20 protein-coding genes and 1 tRNA gene are annotated in these 19,038 nt (G+C 56.0%); 13 read left to right on the forward strand and 8 right to left on the reverse strand.

Translation table 11 applies throughout. From position 1 onward, the window contains the following. Window positions 1-81 precede the first annotated feature (81 nt). From ACFQDM_RS00200 to ACFQDM_RS00225, 6 genes are all read left to right on the forward strand, one after another. Window positions 82-708, forward strand: coding sequence for a TetR/AcrR family transcriptional regulator (locus ACFQDM_RS00200; RefSeq protein WP_377373893.1), 627 nt, complete (start codon window positions 82-84; stop codon window positions 706-708). Next, the gene (locus ACFQDM_RS00205) at window positions 705-1,658 is read left to right on the forward strand and encodes an HlyD family secretion protein (RefSeq protein WP_377373896.1); all 954 of its coding nucleotides are present in this window, start codon (window positions 705-707) and stop codon (window positions 1,656-1,658) included. The genes ACFQDM_RS00200 and ACFQDM_RS00205 overlap by 4 nt, the downstream gene beginning before the upstream one ends. Continuing rightward, complete coding sequence (locus tag ACFQDM_RS00210; RefSeq protein WP_377373899.1) at window positions 1,658-2,590, forward strand: ABC transporter ATP-binding protein; 933 nt, start codon at window positions 1,658-1,660, stop codon at window positions 2,588-2,590. The genes ACFQDM_RS00205 and ACFQDM_RS00210 overlap by 1 nt, the downstream gene beginning before the upstream one ends. Before the next feature lie 5 nt (window positions 2,591-2,595). Then, entirely contained in the window at window positions 2,596-3,726 is a 1,131-nt protein-coding gene (locus ACFQDM_RS00215) for an ABC transporter permease (RefSeq protein ID WP_377374247.1), read from the forward strand. A 14-nt stretch (window positions 3,727-3,740) separates the two neighbouring features. Continuing rightward, entirely contained in the window at window positions 3,741-5,180 is a 1,440-nt protein-coding gene (locus tag ACFQDM_RS00220; RefSeq protein WP_377373902.1) for a TolC family protein, read from the forward strand. A 191-nt stretch (window positions 5,181-5,371) separates the two neighbouring features. After that, on the forward strand, window positions 5,372-6,724 hold the full coding sequence (locus ACFQDM_RS00225; protein ID WP_377373905.1) for a serine/threonine protein phosphatase: 1,353 nt from the start codon (window positions 5,372-5,374) through the stop codon (window positions 6,722-6,724). A 71-nt stretch (window positions 6,725-6,795) separates the two neighbouring features. Here the strand turns inward: ACFQDM_RS00225 and ACFQDM_RS00230 are convergent, their stop codons facing one another. The 4 genes from ACFQDM_RS00230 to pnuC all read right to left on the reverse strand — a co-directional run bounded on the left by ACFQDM_RS00230 (window position 6,796) and on the right by pnuC (window position 9,946). Then, complete coding sequence (locus tag ACFQDM_RS00230) at window positions 6,796-8,034, reverse strand: beta-propeller fold lactonase family protein (protein ID WP_377373908.1); 1,239 nt, start codon at window positions 8,032-8,034, stop codon at window positions 6,796-6,798. A 96-nt stretch (window positions 8,035-8,130) separates the two neighbouring features. After that, window positions 8,131-8,760, reverse strand: coding sequence for a LysE family translocator (locus tag ACFQDM_RS00235; RefSeq protein ID WP_377373911.1), 630 nt, complete (start codon window positions 8,758-8,760; stop codon window positions 8,131-8,133). Further along, complete coding sequence (locus ACFQDM_RS00240; protein ID WP_377373913.1) at window positions 8,760-9,356, reverse strand: AAA family ATPase; 597 nt, start codon at window positions 9,354-9,356, stop codon at window positions 8,760-8,762. The genes ACFQDM_RS00235 and ACFQDM_RS00240 overlap by 1 nt, the downstream gene beginning before the upstream one ends. Next, window positions 9,353-9,946 (reverse strand): nicotinamide riboside transporter PnuC, encoded by a 594-nt coding sequence (pnuC, locus tag ACFQDM_RS00245; RefSeq protein ID WP_377373916.1) that lies wholly within the window; start codon window positions 9,944-9,946, stop codon window positions 9,353-9,355. Before pnuC ends, ACFQDM_RS00240 begins: the two co-directional genes overlap by 4 nt. Before the next feature lie 165 nt (window positions 9,947-10,111). On the opposite strand from pnuC, the gene ACFQDM_RS00250 reads away from it, so the two are divergent. Then, entirely contained in the window at window positions 10,112-11,005 is an 894-nt protein-coding gene (locus ACFQDM_RS00250; RefSeq protein WP_377373918.1) for an alpha/beta hydrolase, read from the forward strand. On the opposite strand, the gene ACFQDM_RS00255 is transcribed toward ACFQDM_RS00250, so the two are convergent. Continuing rightward, on the reverse strand, window positions 11,002-11,487 hold the full coding sequence (locus ACFQDM_RS00255) for a flavodoxin family protein (RefSeq protein ID WP_377373921.1): 486 nt from the start codon (window positions 11,485-11,487) through the stop codon (window positions 11,002-11,004). The two genes, ACFQDM_RS00250 and ACFQDM_RS00255, sit on opposite strands and share 4 nt — an antisense overlap. Before the next feature lie 404 nt (window positions 11,488-11,891). On the opposite strand from ACFQDM_RS00255, the gene ACFQDM_RS00260 reads away from it, so the two are divergent. Continuing rightward, window positions 11,892-12,539, forward strand: coding sequence for a sulfotransferase (locus ACFQDM_RS00260; protein ID WP_377373923.1), 648 nt, complete (start codon window positions 11,892-11,894; stop codon window positions 12,537-12,539). 50 nt (window positions 12,540-12,589) lie between these two features. On the opposite strand, the gene ACFQDM_RS00265 is transcribed toward ACFQDM_RS00260, so the two are convergent. Together ACFQDM_RS00265 and ACFQDM_RS00270 are read right to left on the reverse strand one after the other, a co-directional pair. After that, a complete protein-coding gene (locus ACFQDM_RS00265; protein ID WP_377373926.1) occupies window positions 12,590-13,534 on the reverse strand; it encodes an aldo/keto reductase in 945 nt (314 codons plus the stop codon). 142 nt (window positions 13,535-13,676) lie between these two features. Continuing rightward, window positions 13,677-14,471, reverse strand: coding sequence for an SDR family NAD(P)-dependent oxidoreductase (locus tag ACFQDM_RS00270; protein ID WP_377373930.1), 795 nt, complete (start codon window positions 14,469-14,471; stop codon window positions 13,677-13,679). Between the two features lie 184 nt (window positions 14,472-14,655). Here ACFQDM_RS00270 and ACFQDM_RS00275 point away from each other — a divergent pair, with 184 nt between their 5' ends. The 4 genes from ACFQDM_RS00275 to ACFQDM_RS00290 all read left to right on the forward strand — a co-directional run bounded on the left by ACFQDM_RS00275 (window position 14,656) and on the right by ACFQDM_RS00290 (window position 16,413). Continuing rightward, complete coding sequence (locus ACFQDM_RS00275; RefSeq protein ID WP_377373932.1) at window positions 14,656-15,015, forward strand: NirD/YgiW/YdeI family stress tolerance protein; 360 nt, start codon at window positions 14,656-14,658, stop codon at window positions 15,013-15,015. Between the two features lie 95 nt (window positions 15,016-15,110). Beyond that, window positions 15,111-15,764, forward strand: a complete 654-nt coding sequence (locus tag ACFQDM_RS00280) for an SDR family oxidoreductase (RefSeq protein WP_377373935.1) — start codon at window positions 15,111-15,113, stop codon at window positions 15,762-15,764. Window positions 15,765-15,792: 28 nt separating this feature from the next. Then, window positions 15,793-16,164 (forward strand): DUF2147 domain-containing protein, encoded by a 372-nt coding sequence (locus ACFQDM_RS00285; protein ID WP_377373938.1) that lies wholly within the window; start codon window positions 15,793-15,795, stop codon window positions 16,162-16,164. Window positions 16,165-16,336: 172 nt separating this feature from the next. Continuing rightward, a tRNA-OTHER gene (locus ACFQDM_RS00290) sits at window positions 16,337-16,413 on the forward strand. A 13-nt stretch (window positions 16,414-16,426) separates the two neighbouring features. Here ACFQDM_RS00290 and ACFQDM_RS00295 read toward each other — a convergent pair. Beyond that, the gene (locus tag ACFQDM_RS00295) at window positions 16,427-17,170 is read right to left on the reverse strand and encodes a DUF4272 domain-containing protein (RefSeq protein ID WP_377373940.1); all 744 of its coding nucleotides are present in this window, start codon (window positions 17,168-17,170) and stop codon (window positions 16,427-16,429) included. 195 nt (window positions 17,171-17,365) lie between these two features. Between ACFQDM_RS00295 and ACFQDM_RS00300 the strand changes: the two genes are divergently transcribed. Next, window positions 17,366-18,973 carry a peptide chain release factor 3 gene (locus ACFQDM_RS00300; protein ID WP_377373943.1) on the forward strand — a complete coding sequence of 536 codons (1,608 nt, stop codon included), beginning with the start codon at window positions 17,366-17,368 and terminating at the stop codon, window positions 18,971-18,973. Window positions 18,974-19,038: the final 65 nt, after the last annotated feature.

Here is a 19,038-nt window from a genome sequence, read left to right on the forward strand (position 1 = left end):
CAATCTGTGCGCACAAAGAATTCGCTTGACCAAATGCCCTGTTTCAACAAATAACTGACTGGTCAGTCAGCAAGGGTAGCTATGCAAAGAGCGATGACAGACGAAGCCAAGGATCAACGGCGCCAGGCGCTGTTGTCGGCGGCGTTGAACGAATTCTTTGAAAAGGGGTTTGCCGCCACCCGAATGGACGACGTTGCGAAACGCGCGAAGCTGTCGAAGGGCACAGTGTATCTGTATTTCGAATCCAAGGAGGCCATGTTCATTGCGCTTCTGGAATCTTTGGCTGAACCCAAGATTGAAATGTTTGAATCGGTCATGGAGCAAGTGGAAAGCTTCGAAGTGGCAATCCGAACGCTGTTCGAGATCGTTCCTGTCATCATTCGTACGACGGAAATGCCGCGCTTTCTGAAGGTGCTGATTGGGGACAGTCAGATGTTTCCCGACATCGTCGCACTTTACAGGGACGCGTTCATAGAGCGTGCCCTGAAGCTCATCGCTGGCTTGCTGACGCGTGCGCACAATGCCGGGGAGATTTGTGTGGAAGCCCCTGAGCTGACGGCCCGGATTGTCGTCGCGCCAGTGGTTCTATCGGGCATATGGCATGTGGTTTTCCGCCAGGATGAGGCCAGCGACGTCGATCTCGAGGCGTTGTTTCGCATTCATGGTGACATGTTGATCCGTTCACTTAAAGCGGAGGGGGCAAAGTGAAAACGAACGCAGTTCTGAAAGTGTGTCTGGCGGGCATTGCCACAATGACCATGGTGGGATGCGGCGCTCCCAAAGAGACTGTGCATCTTGGTTACGTCGAAGCTGACTGGATCTATGTTGCGGCACCCGGTGCGGGCCGGATCATTGAGATAACGGCGCGCGAAGGCCTTCGTGTTGAGGCGGGTGAGGTCCTCTTTCAGTTGGACGATGAAAGCGAGCGCGCGGCACTTGCACAGGCCGAGGCTGGGGTCAGTGAGACATCGGCGCGGGCGTCCGACCTTGAAACCGGCGCACGTGCACCGGAGATCCGGAGCCTTCAGGCCCGGCTAAGCGAAGCGCAGTCGCGTTTCAATCAGGCTCAAAAGGACTATGAGCGAGTCATGCCTCTGGTCGAGCAAGGGCTGGAGCCAAGGTCTCGCGGCGATGCGTTGGAGGCTCAACTGGAGGCGGCGGGGGCTGAAGTCGAAGCAGCGCAACAACAGATTGCCGTTGCAAAACTGCCTGGAAGAGCTGCGCAGAAAGAGGCGGCAAGCGCAGCAACCCGGTCTGCAGAAGCCGCGCGCGTATCGGCCGCCTATCGCCTGAGCGAGCGCTCCGGTGTTGCGCCACAGGCAGGTCGTGTTGAAGAGATTTTCTACCAGACGGGTGAGCGCGTTGGTCCCGCGACGCCCATCCTGTCGCTGTTGCCGGATGATGGGTTGAAGGTTCGTTTCTTCGTGCCGCAGTCGGAATTGCCCGCTATTAAAGTCGGTTCCAGCGTCTCAGTCCTTGCAGATGGTCTCGCCTCACCAGCATCGGCGACTGTGAGTTTTATCTCGCATGAGGCAGAGTTCACACCGCCTGTCATTTATTCTCGCGAGTCCCGGGACAAGCTGGTCTTCATGGTTGAGGCGCAATTGCCTGTCGAGGGTGGTTTTCATCCTGGCCTGCCCGTTGAAGTCGTCTGGTAATGACTCAGGATCTGGCCATCGATGTTCACGGGCTCGTCAAACGCTTTGGTTCCAAAACGGCTGTGAACGGCGTGGACATTCAAATGCCCCGTGGTGAAGTCTGGGGATTTCTCGGTCCGAATGGTTCCGGCAAAACAACGACGATCCGTATGATATGCGGATTGCTGAAAGCGTCGGAGGGGCGCGGTCAATGTCTGGGCTATGACATCCAGAAAGATGCGAACCGTATCAAGGTTGAGACCGGCTACATGACTCAGAAATTCTCGTTCTGGGGTGACATGACGATCCGGGAAAATATCGAGTTCGTTGCCAGACTCTATGAACTGCCCAATCTGCGCCGAACGGTTGACGAGACGATTGAAAAACTTGGGCTGACGAACCGTCAGAAGCAGCTGGCTGGTGCGCTTTCCGGCGGGTGGAAGCAGCGAATGGCCCTGGCCGCTGTCACAATGCATAATCCACAACTCCTTTTGCTGGATGAACCAACCGCAGGCGTTGATCCGCAGGCAAGGCGAGACTTCTGGGATGAGATTCACGAACTGTCGCTCAAAGGCATGACCGTGCTCGTTTCGACCCACTATATGGACGAGGCCGAACGCTGTGACCGGATTGTCTATCTCGCGAATGGCAACAAGATTGTTGAGGGCAGTGTACCGGAGGTGATCGAACGGTCCGGGCTTTTCACCTTCAAAGGGGAAGGGCAAGGGATACGCAGACTGGCTGAACGACTGAAAGGCCAGCCGGGTATCGAGCATGTTGCCTATTTCGGTGCGGCACTTCATGTCAGCGGCGTTAATCCTGAGACAATCCGCGCTGTTCTCGATCAGCAGACAGGACATGATGTCCAATGGAAAGAGGTGCGGCCAAGCCTTGAAGACGCCTTCATCGCACTGATGGCCGAAGCTGGTGAAGATACGCGGGTGCATGCATGAGCGGAATGGTTTCTTCTCTCAGACGCATCTGGGCGGTTTTCACCAAGGAAGCTGTGCAGATGCGACGGGACCGTCTCACATCCGCAATGATGTTTGTTATTCCCATCGTGCAGCTGGTGCTCTTTGGATATGCGATCAATCTCAATCCACGTCATTTGCCAGCTGCGCTGCTGGTTGAAGAACAGACGCCGGTTGTGCGTACGATCACACAGGCTCTGGTGACGTCTGAGTACTATGACTTTGTGATGCAGACCGATGATCCACGAGCCAGTCAGGAATTGCTGGCCAGAGGCAAGGTCTCATTTGTCGTTTCTATTCCGTCAGGCTTTACGCGCGATCTGGTGCGTGGCGAACATCCGCAGATTTTAATTGAAGCCGACGCCTCCGATCCTGCGGCAGCCTCCGGAGCGGTTCGAAATGCGCGCGCCATTATAGAACAAGCGTTACGACACGATCTGAAAGGCCCTTTGAGCGGTCTCGCCACGGGGCCACCAGCTTTCGATTTGGTCGTACATTCGAAGTACAATCCAGAAGCCAAGACGAGTTACAATATCGTGCCCGGTCTGTTGGGTGTGATCCTGACCATGACGCTCGTGATGATCACTGCGGTCGCGGTGACGCGCGAAGTGGAGCAGGGCACAATGGAAAATCTGCTCGCTATGCCAGCCAGACCTGCCGAAGTTATGCTTGGCAAAATTCTGCCCTATGTCGTGGTTGGCAGTGTGCAGACAATCGTCATCCTGACAGCCGCGCGCCTGATGTTTGACGTGCCCTTTATGGGTGAGCTCTGGGTGTTGTTGATCGGTGTTGCCATCTTCGTCGTGGCGAACCTGTCGCTTGGGTTCACGTTTTCCACCGTGGCCAAGTCGCAAATGCAGGCCATGCAGCTCACCTTTTTCTATTTCCTGCCATCCATTCTGTTGTCGGGCTTCATGTTTCCATTTCGCGGCATGCCGGGATGGGCGCAGGCGATTGGTGAAGTTCTGCCGCTTACCCATTTCCTGCGGATTGTGCGCGGGGTGATGCTGAAGAGTGCGACCTTTGCCCAGGTGCAGGCAGAGATGGCGGCGCTTTGTCTGTTCACCGCTTTTGTGATGGCGCTCGCACTGATGCGTTATCGGCGCACGCTCGACTAGTCTGGAGAGGTTTCATGTTGCGGATTCCTGTTTTCGTCTGTCTGACCGGGCTGCCGTTTCTTCTGTCTGGCTGCGCAAGCTGGGCACCTGAGCCGGCGCCAGGACTGGAAACGACAGAATTCAGTACGCTGAACTGGTCGGAATATGTTGAAGCGGCGAATGTGGATATGGACGCCGGGCGCAACGCCTTCTGGCGCCACACAGACGATACCGTGCTGTCCGGGCTTATCGAGGCTGTGAACACTCAGAATGTTGATCTGGCCGCAGTCCGGCTACGTGTTGCTGAAGCTCGGGCTATGGCCGATGCAGAGATTGCAAGTCTTGGCCCAAGCGCGAATGTAGGCGGGTCAGGTGCCTATAATCGCACCAGCTTACACGGCGCTTTGCCGGTGGGTAATTTTCCCGGTTTCGATCCGGACCGTCTGTTATACGAGGTCAATTTTGATGCCGGATGGGAGCTGGATTACTATGGCCGGACGGACACGCAGTTCGCTCTGAATGTTGCCCGGATCGCACAGGCGATGGAGATGGTTACGGATGCGCGCTTCTCTCTCGAAGCAGAACTCGTTCGGGCTTATGTCGACTATCAGGCGGCTGGCCGGGAGCTCGCAGCGCTGGATGTTATTCTGGATCGACAGTCGAAACTTCTTGCTGCGATAGAGACTCGCCGGGATCACGGCGAAGCTTCAGACTATGATGTACAGCGCGTAGAGACCCAGCTTTCGGAATATCGGACTCATAAGGCACCTTTGGAAACACGGCAGGCCGTCGCAAAATACCAGATTGCCGTTCTGGTTGGACAACAGCCCAATACGCTGCAACTTTCTGATGATGGCGACTTACCAGACTTCACGGAAGATCATGTTGATCTGAGTTCCGACGTTCTGAGACAGCGCAGTGACGTGCGTCAGGCTGAGCTCGATTATCTGATCGCGGCCAAGCAGCTTCAATTGCGTGAGATTGACCTTCTTCCCAGTTTTCAGCTTTTTGCGCGTGGTGGGCCGAGCACTGCGGACATTACGGAATTACTGAACCCGGAAAGTCTCGCCCTGAATGTCGGCGCATTGGTGAGTTGGCGTTTGTTCGATGGCGGGCGGCGCAAAAATCTGGTCGATGCGGCGCAGGCGCGGCTCTCTCAGACAGAACTCGGCTATCGTGCGGTCGTTCTAAGCGCCATGCAGGACATTGAAACAAGCGCAGTTCGTCTTGCGAAACTGCGAGAAAGCCTCGCCAGGCGTGAGGACGTGACGGCGTCCCGGGACGTGCTGGTCGATATGGCGCAGGCGCGGTTCGATGGTGGAACCGGCACGCTCCTGCAGGTGCTTGAGGCCGAACGTGATGCCGCCGACGCTTTGATGGCTGAAACAGAGCTTCGAGCCGATGTGCTCAACGCGCAGATCGCCTTTGAAAAGTCTCTGGGTGCTGGCTTTCCGGTTGTCTCTATAGGTGAATGATGGACTGATCGCGTTCAGTTTTTTTGCGTCGGTCATTGTCGTCAATCCTCAATCAAAATCACATCTTCCTGTCACACAGAGCCGATACGGATCTGACCTGTGCGATGAGACCTGCGCTGCAATTCAGGGGCAGGCGTTCAGGTATTGGGGGCTGGCCGAAGGGCTGTGCCCGGATCGGGAAGGGCAATCAGATGTTTCGGAAAAATTTGAAAATGCAGGTGGCGAGCGTCGCCGTGCTGCTTGGTCTTGCGGGCCTTGCGGCCTGTCAGAACGACACGGTCTCGGCTGCGGAGCCGGTTGAAGCGACAAGCGTCGTCAGCGATGACTTCTTCACCATTGCTGTGATCCCGGACACGCAGAACTATCTCGACTATACACACCAGCTGGCAGAGGGCTTTCCCTTTGATGCCAATGAGATGTTCCTGCAGCAAATGCAGTACATTGCCGACAATCTGGAAAGCGAAGGCGGTGAGATTGCGTTCGTGACGTCGCTTGGCGATGTCTGGCAGCACCAGACAGAGGAAATGGATGAAGCGCACAAGGCGCGTGGCTTCAAGAAGGTCGCCAGCCCGCTGATTGATGCGCATTTTGCGCCAACACCCAAAGTCTTCAGTGTCGAAATGCCAAAAGCTGCCGAAGGTTTTGGACTGATCGCGGGCAAGACGCCGTTCTCGGTTGTGCCGGGCAATCATGATTATGACGCGATGTGGACGGACAGCCAGTTTCCGCCAAAGGCGACGAAGCCGGAAGAGGTCGATATGAACGATCTTGCCGGATCGCTTGGTGTGTTACACCCCGGCGGGCTGGACAATTTCCGATCCGTGTTCGGCGACGACACGGACTTCTTCAAGGACAAGACCTGGTATGTCGCCTCGAATGATGGCGGTGCGGACAGCGCACAGATTTTCGAGGCCGGGGGATATCGCTTCCTCCATATCGGGCTGCAGTTTGATCCGCCGAATGCATCTCTTGAATGGGCTGCAGAAGTGATCCGTCAGCATCCGGGGCTGCCAACCATCATCTCAACGCATGACTATATGTCCAAAGAGGGGGAGCGCGTCGCGAACCGCATTATTGACGGTCATCTGGTGGACCCGATGCATAACAATCCTGGCATGGTCTGGGATAAATTCATCAGCCAGAATGATCAGATCTTCCTGGTGCTGTGTGGCCACCAGCACGGTCAGGCCTGGCGAGTTGATGACAATGCCGCGGGCAATCCGGTGTGGCAGGTGCTGGCTGACTATCAGGATCGCGGTCAGACGGCGCTCGATGCCGGCGTGAAATCGGTGCTGCCGGTGGGCATTGGCGATGGCTGGATGCGGCTGATGAGCTTTGATCTCAGCGGTGAAGATCCGCGCATGATCGTCGAAACCTATTCGACCTATTATGAAAAGATGAGCCGCAAGACCGAGACGTATGCGGAATGGTACAAGGCGGCGGAGCAGCCGCAAATGACCGACGAAGAATTCCACAACGCTGATGATTATGCGGTGATGCTGGACGGGTTTTCCGAGCGGTTTGCTGGCGCGCGCGTTCAGTAGGCCCGCGGCTTTAGAATAGAAGAAGAAAGGGCGACCCGCGGGCCGCCCTTTTTTATGTGTCCTGTGGCTGTTTAGCTGTTTCCGAGGAAGACCAGCTTCTGTACCCGGCGGCCTGTGCCGACCTCCGAGGTGTAGATATTGCCATCTGAGTCGACCACGACAGAGTGCAGCCAGGTGAACTGGCCGGGGTAACGCCCGACACGACCAATGCGCGCCAGAGGTTCATGGCTTTCGCGGTCGAGAATCCAGATGTTGGAATTCATCATATCGGCCATGTAGATGAACTTGCCGTCTGGCGAAAAGGCGATGTCTGAGACGGTGCGGGTGCCACCCGTTTCCGGGGCAATCACGATATCCTTCACGAACTCCATTTCGCCGGCAGCTGTGCGCTTGAAGAGCTGAGCGCGGTTGTTGCGGCGATCGCAGATATAGACATGGCCATCGTCTGTACCGACGACGCAGTGAACAATGTCACCAAAGCTGCGTGCTTTCGGGTTGGCCCCGCCATCAGCATCGCTGTTGGCTTGCGACTGATCGAAACTGCCCTCACGCGTGCCGCCGGATGGATCGGTGGCATAGGCCCCCCATGCACCCTGAAAGCCAAGCGCATCATCGTCAAAGCTGACAATGCGTTTGTTGATATAGCCATCTGCGATCACGACGTCGCCGAGACCGCGCCAGATGTCAGCCGGATTGCCGAGCGTGGTTTCGCTGGCATTGCCATCGGTTTCACCATGTGTGCCGATCTGGCGAATGAACTCGCCATCTTCGGTGAAGTTGAGCACGACATGGTCGCCATCACCATTGCCGCCGACCCAGACCGACATGTCATCATCAATATAGAGGCCGTGTACATTTCGCGGCCATTGATTGGTGCCTTCGGCCATCGGGCCGGTTTCCGGACCGCCCCAGCCACCCAGATACTCGCCGTCCTGAGCGAATTTCATGATGGTCGGGCCGGGTTTGCAGCAGAAAGCCTGAGGCGGATCAGAGGCAAGACCGATATCGGAGAAAGACAGAGATTGCGGACGGTGCGCAAGCCAGACCACATCATTCTTGTCGACAGCGAGGCCTGGGACCTGACCGATAATCATCTCTGCGGGCATATCCGGCCAGGCCGCATCGACCTTGAAGCGCGGCAGCTCGACGTCTGCATCCGTCAGGATTTCAAATTCCAGAGGAATGAGGGCTGTGGTCGAGCCTGCGTCCTCGCTGGATTGTTCATTGGCCATCGCGCCGGACGAAAGCAGGGCGGCAAGGCCGAGCGAAACACCCGCGCGGCGCATGTGGGAAAAGAGTGGCTCGATCATACGTGTCCTCTTATGAAAGTGAGTGGGTCCCCCTGAACCAGATCATTCCGCAGCGGTATGCGAATGCAAATCACATTCTGTTCAGATGACGATAAGTTAACCCTGGCGCGTTTCCCAAGCGAGCCAGAGTGCAACGGCTGCAATCATAAGCGCCATGATCCGACGCAGGCGTGTTTTGCCAACGCCATCATCGAGCAATCCGCCAGCGTGCGCGCCGCCGACAACGATGGTGGTATGCACCAGGACGCTGATGATGATGTGCAACAATCCGAAGATCAGCGCCTGAACCCAATACTGTCCGCGCTCTGCTGAGATGAAGGTTGGCAGAAGCGAGACATAAAACACGGCCGCTTTCGGATTGAGGACATTTGCCAGAAATCCGCGCCAGAAGGGGGCGGAAAACCCATCCTCAGAAGCCGAAGGAGAGGTTTCATCTGCTTCCTGCCAGGCTTGCCAGGCAAGATAGAGGAGATAGGCGACGCCGGCCCAGCGCAAAATGGCATAGACGAGCGGCAGGCGGGCAACGATTTGCGCAACGCCGATAACGGCGGCGATCATATAGACCGAAAGCCCCAGCGTGACGCCCAGAACAGCCTTCATTCCGGCGCGCCGTCCCTCGCTGACGGAGAGCGCAGCCAGATACCCCATATTCGGTCCGGGTGTTGCTTCGACCAGAAGCACACCGATTAGGAAAGGAAGAAGGGCTGCGGGCTCGACCGGGAACATTATCTGATCTTCTGGCCTGATTGTGTTTCTAGAAAGTCGATGGCCTGTGTCAGGCGTTCATCCACGCCGCCATGGACCTCAATCCATGGAATATCGGTGGCGCGGATCGCTGTGCGAAGCTTTTCCTGCAATTCATGACGTTCGTCGCCGCCCTCGCGAATATTGTCGGCCTCGAAATTGATATCATCGCCAGTGAGAATATAGGCATAGGGGCGGATCTGAGCATTTGCGACCGCATCCACGGCGTCTGAATAGGCACCGAAATAGCGCTCATGCCAGAACGCGGTGGTCATCGCATCGGTGTCCCCGATCAGCCAGCGATTGTCAGAACGACGGGCGGCTTCTTCTTCGAGTTCGTTCTGTACCCGCGCGATCTCAACGAGTTCCTCGCTGCGCCATGGATTGCTGGCGACGGGGGGGCGCTTTTCGGTATACTCACGGCCATATTCGGGCACGTAAGGACAGTTGAGGATCTCGGCCAGTCCCAGAGCGAGCGTCGTTGTGCCGGTCGATTCGGCGCCGGTAACGATGACACGGCGGACCATTCTGGAGCGAAAGCCGGGAGGAAGAACCGGCCAGAGGGCTTCGACAATCACACTTCTACCTCGGCGGCCTTGTTGCGCTGATCTGCTTCGCGCTTTGCTTTACGCCATTCGAGCAGTCCGGCAATGCTGAGCCCCAGGAAAATGAGGAAGAGAAAGGCCGTCAGCCAAAGTCCCTTTGAAATGTAGAGCGGGATATAGATCAGATCGACCGCGATCCAGAGCCACCAGTTTGAAATCCATTTGCGCGACAGCATGAACTGCGCTGTCAGGCTCATGGCCGTCGTGAGCGCGTCCCATCCGGCGACGGTTGAGTCCGTATAGCGGTGAAGCAGCCATTGCAGGCTTGCGGCAATGACGATGATGGCAATGGCGCAGCCCGCAAATTGCAGCGGGGAAGGGTCTGAATACTCAACGCCCTCATGTTCCTTGCCGCCTTTCAGCCACCAGTACCAGCCAAGAGAGGCGAGGACGAAGTAAACGACCTGCAAGCCCGCATCGGCATAAAGACCCGCATTGACGAACAGAATGATGAAAAGGACATAGTTCACCATGCCGACCGGGAAGTTCCAGATGCTGCCGCGTACGAGAAGCCACACACAGGCTGCGCCCGTGATGAAGCCCGCGATTTCTGTCCAGTCCATGATCTTCCCCAGTTGCCGGACCCGATGCCTTGCCCTGTGTGGTGAGTATTGAACCGGCTGAGCCCGGTGAACAAGCTCTGTAGAAAGACCTTGTGTTCAAAGGTGTTACACGCTTGCTATGAAGGCGGTGTATCTTCGCCTCTGACGCGAAAAGGGAATGCTGACATGCGTGTTTTTTGTTTCTCATTGCTTGCGAGCCTGTTCTCGCTCACCGCATGGGCAGAAACCGAGGCGCAGGACGAGACGCCCATCATCATCGGAACGCAGTATATGTTGCAGTCCGACGTGCTCGGCGATGTGCGCGAGATCAATGTCTGGCTGCCGGCAGGCTATGAGGAAGGCCGGGAAATCGGTGGGACGGTCTATCTGCTGGATGGCGCTCTGGATCAGGACTTTCAGCATATTGCGGGGCTTGCTCAGCTTGGGGCTTTGTCCTGGACCTTCGAGCCCCTGATCATTGTGGGGGTTGAGACGAAAGACCGCCAGCATGAGCTGACGACATATCCAACGGATGCACGCTTTCAGCATGGCTTCCCGCAGGCGGGTGGCGCCGAAGATTTCCGTGCCTTTCTGCGCGAGGAAGTGCAGCCCTTTATTGAAGCGCGTTACCGGACCGGGCCGCGTAGCGTGCTGGCCGGTGAAAGCCTGGCTGGCCTCTTCGTGGTTGATACGTTTTTAGGCTCGCCCGACGCGTTTGATGACTATATCGCTGTGTCGCCAAGCCTCTGGTGGGATGGCGGCAATCTCGCGGCTTCATCGCGCGCGCAGCTTGATCTGCACGCACCATCTGAGCGGCGGCTGTTTCTGGCGCTGGCAGATGAGGGCGACATGATGAAGTTTGGCATGGACATGCTGCGCGCTGCGCTGGCCGACATTCCGGAAAGCTTTGTCGATTATGCGTTTCACGATTTCAGCGCGACCGAGACGCACGCGACGATCCTGCATCCTGCCATGCTGAAGGCGTTCCGGACTTTGTTCGAGATGCCCCAGCCGGACTATGAGACGCCCTGGTGGATGGATGAATTTGGTGAGCCGCCAGGATATGAGGCGCAGCCCTAGAACACGCCCATGGAGAGACCAGCCCCCATCGCCGCGCCCAGCTCGCGGCATGTCTCCAGATCTGTTTCCGGAATGGTTTTGTCAGCGAGGATTTCGGCTTCGCTCTGTGCATGCGTGCAGATGATGATGGGTTCCTGAACCATTTTCAGACGCCAGCCTTTGGCAATACGCGCGGTTTGTCGAACGGCGTTTTCGCCGTCTGATCCGGCGCAGACCATCTGCGCATAGGGGCGTCCTTCGGCTTTCCCGAGAACGGGATAATAGCAGCGGTCAAAGAAGTCCTTCATGACGCCGGACAAGGCAGCAAGGTTTTCAGGCGCCGCGAAGATATAGCCGTCAGCGGCGAGCACATCTTCCGGTTCGGTCTCGTCGGCGCGCTTCAGTATGACGTCGGTTTCTTCACCTGCGGCTTTGGCGGCAGCTTTCGCCATTTGTTCGGTTCCGCCCGTGCGGGAATGGAAAACAATGAGAAGAGATGCCATGGCGCAATCCTGTCGCAAGATGTGACGGAAGCCTAGAAGCGACCAGTCCGTCTGTCACGGTTTGGAATGGTTAAGTTCGTCTTAACGATTCGCTTTATGAGCTTTGAGTAATCGAAAATTCGTGTTTTACTTGAAGTAAGGCGCGGTGGGAGATGCCTTTGGCGTGGCTGTTTTTGAAGGCGATCGCCCAGACAGATAACTGACCAAGCAGTTCACCTGATTGGGAGGAAAAAAAAGAAGAAGGGCGACGGCCATGTGCGCGTCGCCCTCGCTTTCTCGGGGCCGAGCTATAATATTAAATCTTTTATTAAATGCTGCCCAAAATTTAAATCCCAATAGGATTGAAATAGGTGGTAGCGTAGTTTTATGTGATTTTAGAATAGCGTTTAATTTAAGAAAATCTGATGAAATATTTCATAGTCGGTCTTCCAAAATCAGGTACGACAACGTTGCATGAAGCCTTTAATTGCTCGGGTATTCCATCAGTTCATTGGAAATGCCGAAGAACTGATAGGTTTGTCGGGCGAGTAATCTATAACAATTTTTTTAATGACAGACTGATTTTTAAATCACTAGAAGAATATGAAGCAATCACACAGGCGGATTTTCTTGGAAAAATTCGTTCTCTTTGGCCGCAGTGTCATTTCGCACTATTGCGAAAGATAAGATTGCAGTACCCTGAATGTACTTTTATCTTAAACTATCGAAATCCAGCTCATGTCGTTAAAAGTATAGAAACGTGGAGAGGGCCGTCGAAATTAGGCCCTATGCTTGAGCGGTTTTCCAATTTAGGGGCGCCGGGGCTGCCTGCAGAGTACGTTAGACGAAATGATGCACTACGTAATTGGATCGAAAACCATTACGAATTTATTCGTTACATCATGAGAGATGATCCTAAATTCGTCGAGTATGATATCGAAGACCCGAACGCCAAATCAGTTTTGGAGAATCGCTTGGGAATATCGCTTGCTTGGTGGGGCAGAGCGAATGAGACCCTGCCGAAGCAATCAGATGGTCCCGAGTTTGCCGGGAGCGGTATCTCTCGACCATAAAGGGGAATCGGTAGACCGAGCTGATCTGACTCGATCTACCAAGTATGTCGCTAGAAGACTTCCAGCGTTTTGACCTGCTCGTCACTCAGGGACAGGCTTGCTGCCTTGATGAGGCTGTCGAGCTGCGATTGCTTTGTAGCGCTGGCGATTGGCGCGGTCACGCCGTCGCGATGCAGCAGCCATGCGATGGCTGTCTCCGCCATGGTCGCATCGACCTGTGCTGCGACTTCCTCGAGTGCCTTGAGAATCTCAAGACCGCCATTCTCGATGTATTTCTTCACCATCATGCCGCGTGCTGAACCTTCCAGGTCTTCCTTCGAGCGATATTTGCCGGAGAGAAAGCCAGAGGCGAGCGAGAAATAGGTCACGACGCCAATGTCATTGTCGATGCAGAAACGCTGGAGTGGGCCTTCAAATCCGCCGCGGGACACGAGCGAGTATTCGGGCTGGATCACCTGATAAGATGGAAGGTCGTGTTCTTTCGCCGCTTTCTGGGCTTCTTCCATCAGGTTCTCATCATAGTTCGAGGCACCGATGGAGCGGATTTTGCCCTCGTCGAGCAGCTCTTTATAGACGGCGAGCGTTTCTTCGTGCGGCGTCTCCGGATCTGGTTTGTGAGAGAAATAGAGATCGATGTAATCGGTCTTCAGACGCGACAGGCTGTCTTCGACGGCTTGTTTGATCCAGCGTTTGGACAATCCGCCATTGCCGTCGCCCATATCGTTGCCGACCTTGGTAAAGATCTGCATTTTCTCGCGTTTTTCAGGGCGAGCGGCGAGCCAGTTGCCGATCAGTGTCTCACTTTCGCCGCCCTGATTGCCCGGCGCCCAACGCGAATACACATCTGCTGTGTCGATGGTCGTCAGCCCCTGATCGAAGCACGCATCCAGCATTTTGAAGCTTTCCGTCTCGTCCAGCGTCCAGCCGAACACATTGCCGCCAAAGACGATGGGTGAAATCTCCAGGCCGGTCTGGCCGAGCTGTCTCATTTTCATGTGTGTACTCCTTTGTTTACAGACCAATGTCTGAAAGCTTCAGGAGTTCGACCAATCAGAGATTTGTGATGTTCGGGGACCGAATTTTCTCTGACAGAGGCCGGAGCAGGCGGATGGTTATTTCTGCTCCGGCAGCTCGCTATCAGCCCGCTGTGAAGCCGCCATCGAGAACAAGCTCGGCGCCGGTCATATAGCTGCTCTCATCGGAAGCGAGCCAGACCATGCCGTTGACGATCTCCTGAATGGTGCCTGGTCGGCCGAAAGGAACGCCTTCGGCGGTCATGCCGCCAAGTGTGGCAGCGCGAGGGACTTCGTTTGAGCCGTCTTCTGTGGTCCCGATCAGCGTATCCCAGATGGCCGTATCGATAATGCCGGGGTGAATGGAGTTGATCCGCACACCATCCTGCGCTGCTGCGCTTTCCAGTGCGGCTGATTTGGTGAAGGATTTGACAGCAGCTTTCGTCGCGCAATAGCCGGAGAAGTTCGCCGTCGCTTTGATCCCGGCAACGGAGGAGACGTTGATGATGCTGCCGCCACCGGTGTCCCGCATCAGAGGCAGGCTGTGCTTCACGCCGAGGAAAACGCCGTCCACATTGACCGCCATCATCTTTTGCCAGACGGACAGCTCCATATCGGTCACAAGGCCGGTAAAGCCGATGCCGGCATTGTTGATCACGATGTCGAGACGACCGAATCTGGATTTGATCTCATCGATGACTGAGATCCAGGCGTCTTCACTGCTGACGTCATGGGCGATGAAATGCCCCGTACCGCCGGCCTGATTTATCCCATTGACCAGTGCTTCGCTTGTATCCGCCTGAAGATCGGTCGCGACAACGATTGCGCCAGCGGCAGCAAATGTCATGGCCGCGCCCTTGCCGATGCCATTTGCTGCGCCGGTGATCAGGATGACTTTACCTGCAAATTTATCTGACATGCTTTCCTCCCAGAGTGTCGTCCGGAGGGTGCCGTTCACGCTGGCACTTGGCAATGCGTCACGCTGCGGCAGCTGCGTTCGGTTGGCTGACACACGTGTGATCGAACTTTGGTCTGACGCGTGCAACGCAGACCGTCTGAGCCCGTTAATGTCAGGCAATTCACATCACACAGGGAGAGAAAATATGGCACATCATATTCTGAAAAGCCTTTTGGTTGGTGGCGCAGCACTCGGCATGGCGACACCTGCACTGGCGCAATATACAGGCCCGACAAAAGGCGAGTTCGCGACTGTTGAAGCGGTGCTGAGCGAAGCAAAAGACGATGCGTTCGTGACGCTTCAGGGACGCCTTCTGGAAAAGGTGAGCGAAGACAAATACATGTTCGCAGATGAAAGCGGCGAGATCCGCGTTGAGATTGACCGCGAGGACTTCAAAACGCCGATTGACGATACAACGCTGGTCGAGATCCGCGGCGAAGTCGAAAAGGACTTTATGGAAACGCCGGAAATCGATGTTGAAACCGTTTTCGCTGTCGCGCCATAAAACGGCGAAGCAAATTGAATTCAGAGGGGAGCCAGCACGCTTTGAGTGGTCTGGCTCCTCTGCATTCTGATCACAGGTCAAAACAGGAGCAGGCTTTGGCAAAGGTTTTCATCATTGGTGTCACAGGCGGTGTAGGTCACAGGCTCGCGCCCATGCTGATCGAGGCAGGTCATGAGGTTGCTGGTCTCTATCGCAAGCCCGAGCAGAAGGCGGATCTCGAAAACGAGGGCGTTCGTCCAGTCTCGGGCGATCTGATGGACATGAACGCTGATGATATGGCGGATGCCATTCGTGGGTCTGATATCGTCGTGTTTTCCGCCGGTGCCGCTGGAAGTGGCAAAGAGCGCACGAGCAAGATTGACGGTCAGGGGCCGGTCAAGCTGATCCAGGCCTGCCAGAAGCTCGGCACCAAACGGGTATATCTCGTCTCTGCATTCCCCGAGGCAGGGCGCGGCGGTGAGCCGAATGAGGGCTTTGAACATTATATGCGCGTGAAGAAGCAGGCCGATGTGGCACTGGTTCAAAGCGGGCTTGATTGGGTGATCTTGCGACCGGGTACGCTGCAGCACGAAGACGGCGACGGCAAGGTGTCGCTCGGACTGGCCGTTCCTTACGGAAATGTCGCACGGGGGAATGTTGCCCGCGTGCTTGCGGAACTGATAGGCCAGCCCAGTATTAAACATGAACTGATTGAGCTGACGGATGGCGATACGCCGGTCTCAGAGGCGGTCAGTGCTCTGACAAGATAATTTGAGTTTTATATTTGAGAGGAAACCCATGAAACATGCCATTCTGGCCGCAGGTGCCGCGCTCGCCTTCACCGCAGCTGCTCATGCTGACCCGATTGAAGGCGTCTGGATCATGCCATCCGGCGACAAGGCCGAGGCTGCGGCATGCGAAGCTGGCTATTGCCTGACATATATTGACGGCGAGCATGCCGGGAAAACCTTTGGCGAGTTTGCCCCGACCGAAGACGGAAAATATGAGGGCGAAATCACCGACTATACCAAGAAGGGCAAGACCTATTCCGGCAAAGGCGAGGTCGAAGGTGACACGCTGTCGGTTGCCGGGTGCATTATGGGCGGCCTGATCTGTCGGTCGAAGGAATTTGCGCGGGCGCCGGAAAGCGAAACAGGCGCTGAAGGCTAGTCTTTTCTGTCTGTTCAGGCCGGGTGGGCGTCATTTTTCCATTCGGCCCGAACGAAAACCTGTTTAGCCCAAATTCAATCACAGGGCGTTGAGGTCTGTTAACCCGCGCCGCGTAAAACTGAATTCGTGTTCGGGGGGGGAACCTGGGCACAACGTCCAGACGACGGTTTGGAGCCCTGTGGCGAAAAAGACAACGCGGTTGGCCTGCAAGCCGGCTATTTTCAGGTTCAAATCCTGACGGGGCTTCCATTTCTCCAGACGACTAGGCCGCGAGCGCGTCGTCTTCCCAGTTTTCGTAATCGATCTGGCAGGTGAGCCATGACAGCGCGTGGTAGCGTTCCATGGCAACGGCCGGATTGAGATGTGACGGTGGCTTGATGCCATTGCGTGCCGCCTGTTTGACCGCCCAGTCATAGCGAAGAAACAGATCAAGCTTGTCCAGTATCCGACATGGACGACGCAGGTCATAAATCGACAGATCAGGCGTATCGCGGACAATTTCGATCAGGCGATCAAAATTGCAGACATCACGCGGGGTCGAAAGCGGTTCGCGAACCAGCCGCAAGGCCCAGATCAGCGCCCAGGCGGCTTCAAAACTGCTGGCGAAACGCTCCAGGTCCGCCGGGGCAGGTGCCGGTGTCATGATGAAAGCGTGCTCATCGGCAGTAAAACAGTTCTCCGCTGCGCGTTCGCGAACAATTTCCAGCATCACCTCATGGTCCATGCCGTGTGCTTTCATGCCGACCAGCGTCAGGGCGAGCGCGCGGTCAGCCACTTCGCGCGAGGAGCGCAGCGATACATCGCTTGCGGCAGGCACATCCGGCAAGTCACTGTTGAGGGGAATGCCTTCGCCGCGCAGGCGGATTTCGCTCTCGCGGCGGCGCATTTTCTGTTCATCGGAGTCGGTAAGAGGCGCCGATGGCTTCAGCTTTTCTTCCAGCCCTGGCGTGACGTATTTGCTCTTGGGATTGGTGAGTTTGCCGAGAATGCGGCCGAACCAGCTCATAAGTGCTCCGAATCTTGTCCTTCAAAGTGAAGATGCGGGCAAACATAGGCAAGATCATGACGAATTACGAGTTTACGACTGTATTTCTCCACACAATGAAGAATTAATTCTTCGCAAGGCGGGTTTGTCGCGTCTGGACAGGGAAAGGGGGCGGGCTGCCTCGACATCCGCCTCATTCCCCTCTAAATCGCGCGGATGAGTTTATCCCTGCCTGAAGAAGCCGCACGTCGGCGCACCTTTGCCATTATTTCTCACCCGGACGCCGGTAAAACGACGCTGACGGAGAACCTGCTGCTGGCAGGCGGTGCGATCCGTCTGGCCGGACAGGTGGCTGCGCGTGGTGAGCGCCGCCGCACCAGTTCGGACTGGATGAAGATTGAGCGCGATCGCGGCATCTCGGTCTCGGCGTCGGTCATGACGTTCGAGCATGAAGGGAATATGTTCAACCTGCTCGATACGCCGGGCCACGAAGACTTCTCGGAAGATACCTACCGGACACTGACGGCGGCTGACAGTGCCATCATGGTGCTGGATGCGGCGAAAGGCATTGAGCCACAAACGCTCAAACTGTTTGAAGTCTGCCGGCTTCGCGACATTCCGATCATCACCTTTGTCAACAAGATGGACCGCGAAGCGCAGGACCCGTTCGACATTCTCGAAGAGGTTCAGGAAAAACTCGCTCTGGATGTGGCGCCGCTCTACTGGCCTGCGGCCAGCGGCAATCGCTTTGCGGGCATGAAGGATCTGCGCACCGGAGAATTCTGTCTGTTCAAAAAGCTGGCGGCCGATTCCAAGGAACACCCGGACGCTGCAGAGCGCATCAAGATGGATGGCTCGAATTCGCTCGCGGACCGGGTCGATCCGAGCGTTCTGGAAGAGCTGGAGCTGACCGCAGAACTGGCCGCTGACGGATTGCCGGAGTTTGACCATCAGTCCTATCTGGAAGGCCATATGACACCGGTCATTTTCGGTTCAGCGCTGCGCCATTTCGGTGTGCATGAGCTGTTGTCTGCAATTGGTGAATTTGCCCCGCCACCGCGCCCGCAAAAGGCCGAGGTAAAGGGCAATGAGAAGGTGATTGAGCGCGATGACAAACAGGTCACCGGCTTCATCTTCAAGATCCAGGCGAATATGGACCCGAACCACCGCGACCGTGTTGGCTTTTTCCGTATTTCTTCCGGAGAGTTCAAACGCGGCATGAAGCTGAAAACCTCGTCCGGCAAGCTTCTGAATGTGCACAATCCGATGATGTTTCTGGCGCAGGATCGTGAGATCGCCGACCAGGCCTATCCGGGCGATGTGATCGGCATTCCAAACCATGGCGCACTGCGCGTGGGTGATGCGCTCTCTGAAAGCGGCGACGTCAAGTTTGCGGGCATTCCGAACTTTGCGCCGGAGCTTCTGCGACGGGCGCGGGTGAAAGACCCGATGAAGCAGAAACACCTCAAAAAGGCGCTGGAAAGCCTCGCCGAGGAAGGTGTGACGCAGCTCTTCCGCCCGAGCATCGGTTCAGACATGATTGTCGGTGCGGTTGGCGCGCTGCAGTTTGAAGTGATGAAAGAGCGTGTGGCTGCGGAATATGGTCTCGAGGTCGAATTCGAGACAGCGCCTTACAATGTGGCGCGCTGGATTTCCGGCGATGCAGACAAGCTTGATGCTTTCATGGACAAGAACAAGTCTCAGTCCGGTACGGACCTTGATGGCGATCCGGTCTATCTCGGCAAGGATAGCTGGGATGCGAACTACACCATGGACAAGAATCCGGACCTTCGCTTCACGACCACGAAAGAGCGGTTGGCTTAGGCGGGAAGAATGGCGCGCAATTATTGTTAGAATAGTGATAGACTAACAATTCAAAACTGTATTTA

Origin of the sequence: Ponticaulis profundi (assembly GCF_042659465.1) — a bacterium.
Classification (GTDB): domain Bacteria; phylum Pseudomonadota; class Alphaproteobacteria; order Caulobacterales; family Hyphomonadaceae; genus Ponticaulis; species Ponticaulis profundi.

Bases quoted from the DNA above. Each gene is read 5' to 3' on its own strand.
- ACFQDM_RS00200 (WP_377373893.1), top strand. From the start codon at position 82: ATGCAAAGAGCGATGACAGACGAAGCCAAGGATCAACGGCGCCAGGCG.
- ACFQDM_RS00210 (WP_377373899.1), top strand. From the start codon at position 1,658: ATGACTCAGGATCTGGCCATCGATGTTCACGGGCTCGTCAAACGCTTT.
- ACFQDM_RS00215 (WP_377374247.1), top strand. From the start codon at position 2,596: ATGGTTTCTTCTCTCAGACGCATCTGGGCGGTTTTCACCAAGGAAGCT.
- ACFQDM_RS00220 (WP_377373902.1), top strand. From the start codon at position 3,741: ATGTTGCGGATTCCTGTTTTCGTCTGTCTGACCGGGCTGCCGTTTCTT.
- ACFQDM_RS00225 (WP_377373905.1), top strand. From the start codon at position 5,372: ATGTTTCGGAAAAATTTGAAAATGCAGGTGGCGAGCGTCGCCGTGCTG.
- ACFQDM_RS00230 (WP_377373908.1), bottom strand. From the start codon at position 8,034: ATGATCGAGCCACTCTTTTCCCACATGCGCCGCGCGGGTGTTTCGCTC.
- ACFQDM_RS00235 (WP_377373911.1), bottom strand. From the start codon at position 8,760: ATGTTCCCGGTCGAGCCCGCAGCCCTTCTTCCTTTCCTAATCGGTGTG.
- pnuC (WP_377373916.1), bottom strand. From the start codon at position 9,946: ATGGACTGGACAGAAATCGCGGGCTTCATCACGGGCGCAGCCTGTGTG.
- ACFQDM_RS00250 (WP_377373918.1), top strand. From the start codon at position 10,112: ATGCGTGTTTTTTGTTTCTCATTGCTTGCGAGCCTGTTCTCGCTCACC.
- ACFQDM_RS00255 (WP_377373921.1), bottom strand. From the start codon at position 11,487: ATGGCATCTCTTCTCATTGTTTTCCATTCCCGCACGGGCGGAACCGAA.
- ACFQDM_RS00260 (WP_377373923.1), top strand. From the start codon at position 11,892: ATGAAATATTTCATAGTCGGTCTTCCAAAATCAGGTACGACAACGTTG.
- ACFQDM_RS00265 (WP_377373926.1), bottom strand. From the start codon at position 13,534: ATGAAAATGAGACAGCTCGGCCAGACCGGCCTGGAGATTTCACCCATC.
- ACFQDM_RS00270 (WP_377373930.1), bottom strand. From the start codon at position 14,471: ATGTCAGATAAATTTGCAGGTAAAGTCATCCTGATCACCGGCGCAGCA.
- ACFQDM_RS00275 (WP_377373932.1), top strand. From the start codon at position 14,656: ATGGCACATCATATTCTGAAAAGCCTTTTGGTTGGTGGCGCAGCACTC.
- ACFQDM_RS00285 (WP_377373938.1), top strand. From the start codon at position 15,793: ATGAAACATGCCATTCTGGCCGCAGGTGCCGCGCTCGCCTTCACCGCA.
- ACFQDM_RS00295 (WP_377373940.1), bottom strand. From the start codon at position 17,170: ATGAGCTGGTTCGGCCGCATTCTCGGCAAACTCACCAATCCCAAGAGC.
- ACFQDM_RS00300 (WP_377373943.1), top strand. From the start codon at position 17,366: ATGAGTTTATCCCTGCCTGAAGAAGCCGCACGTCGGCGCACCTTTGCC.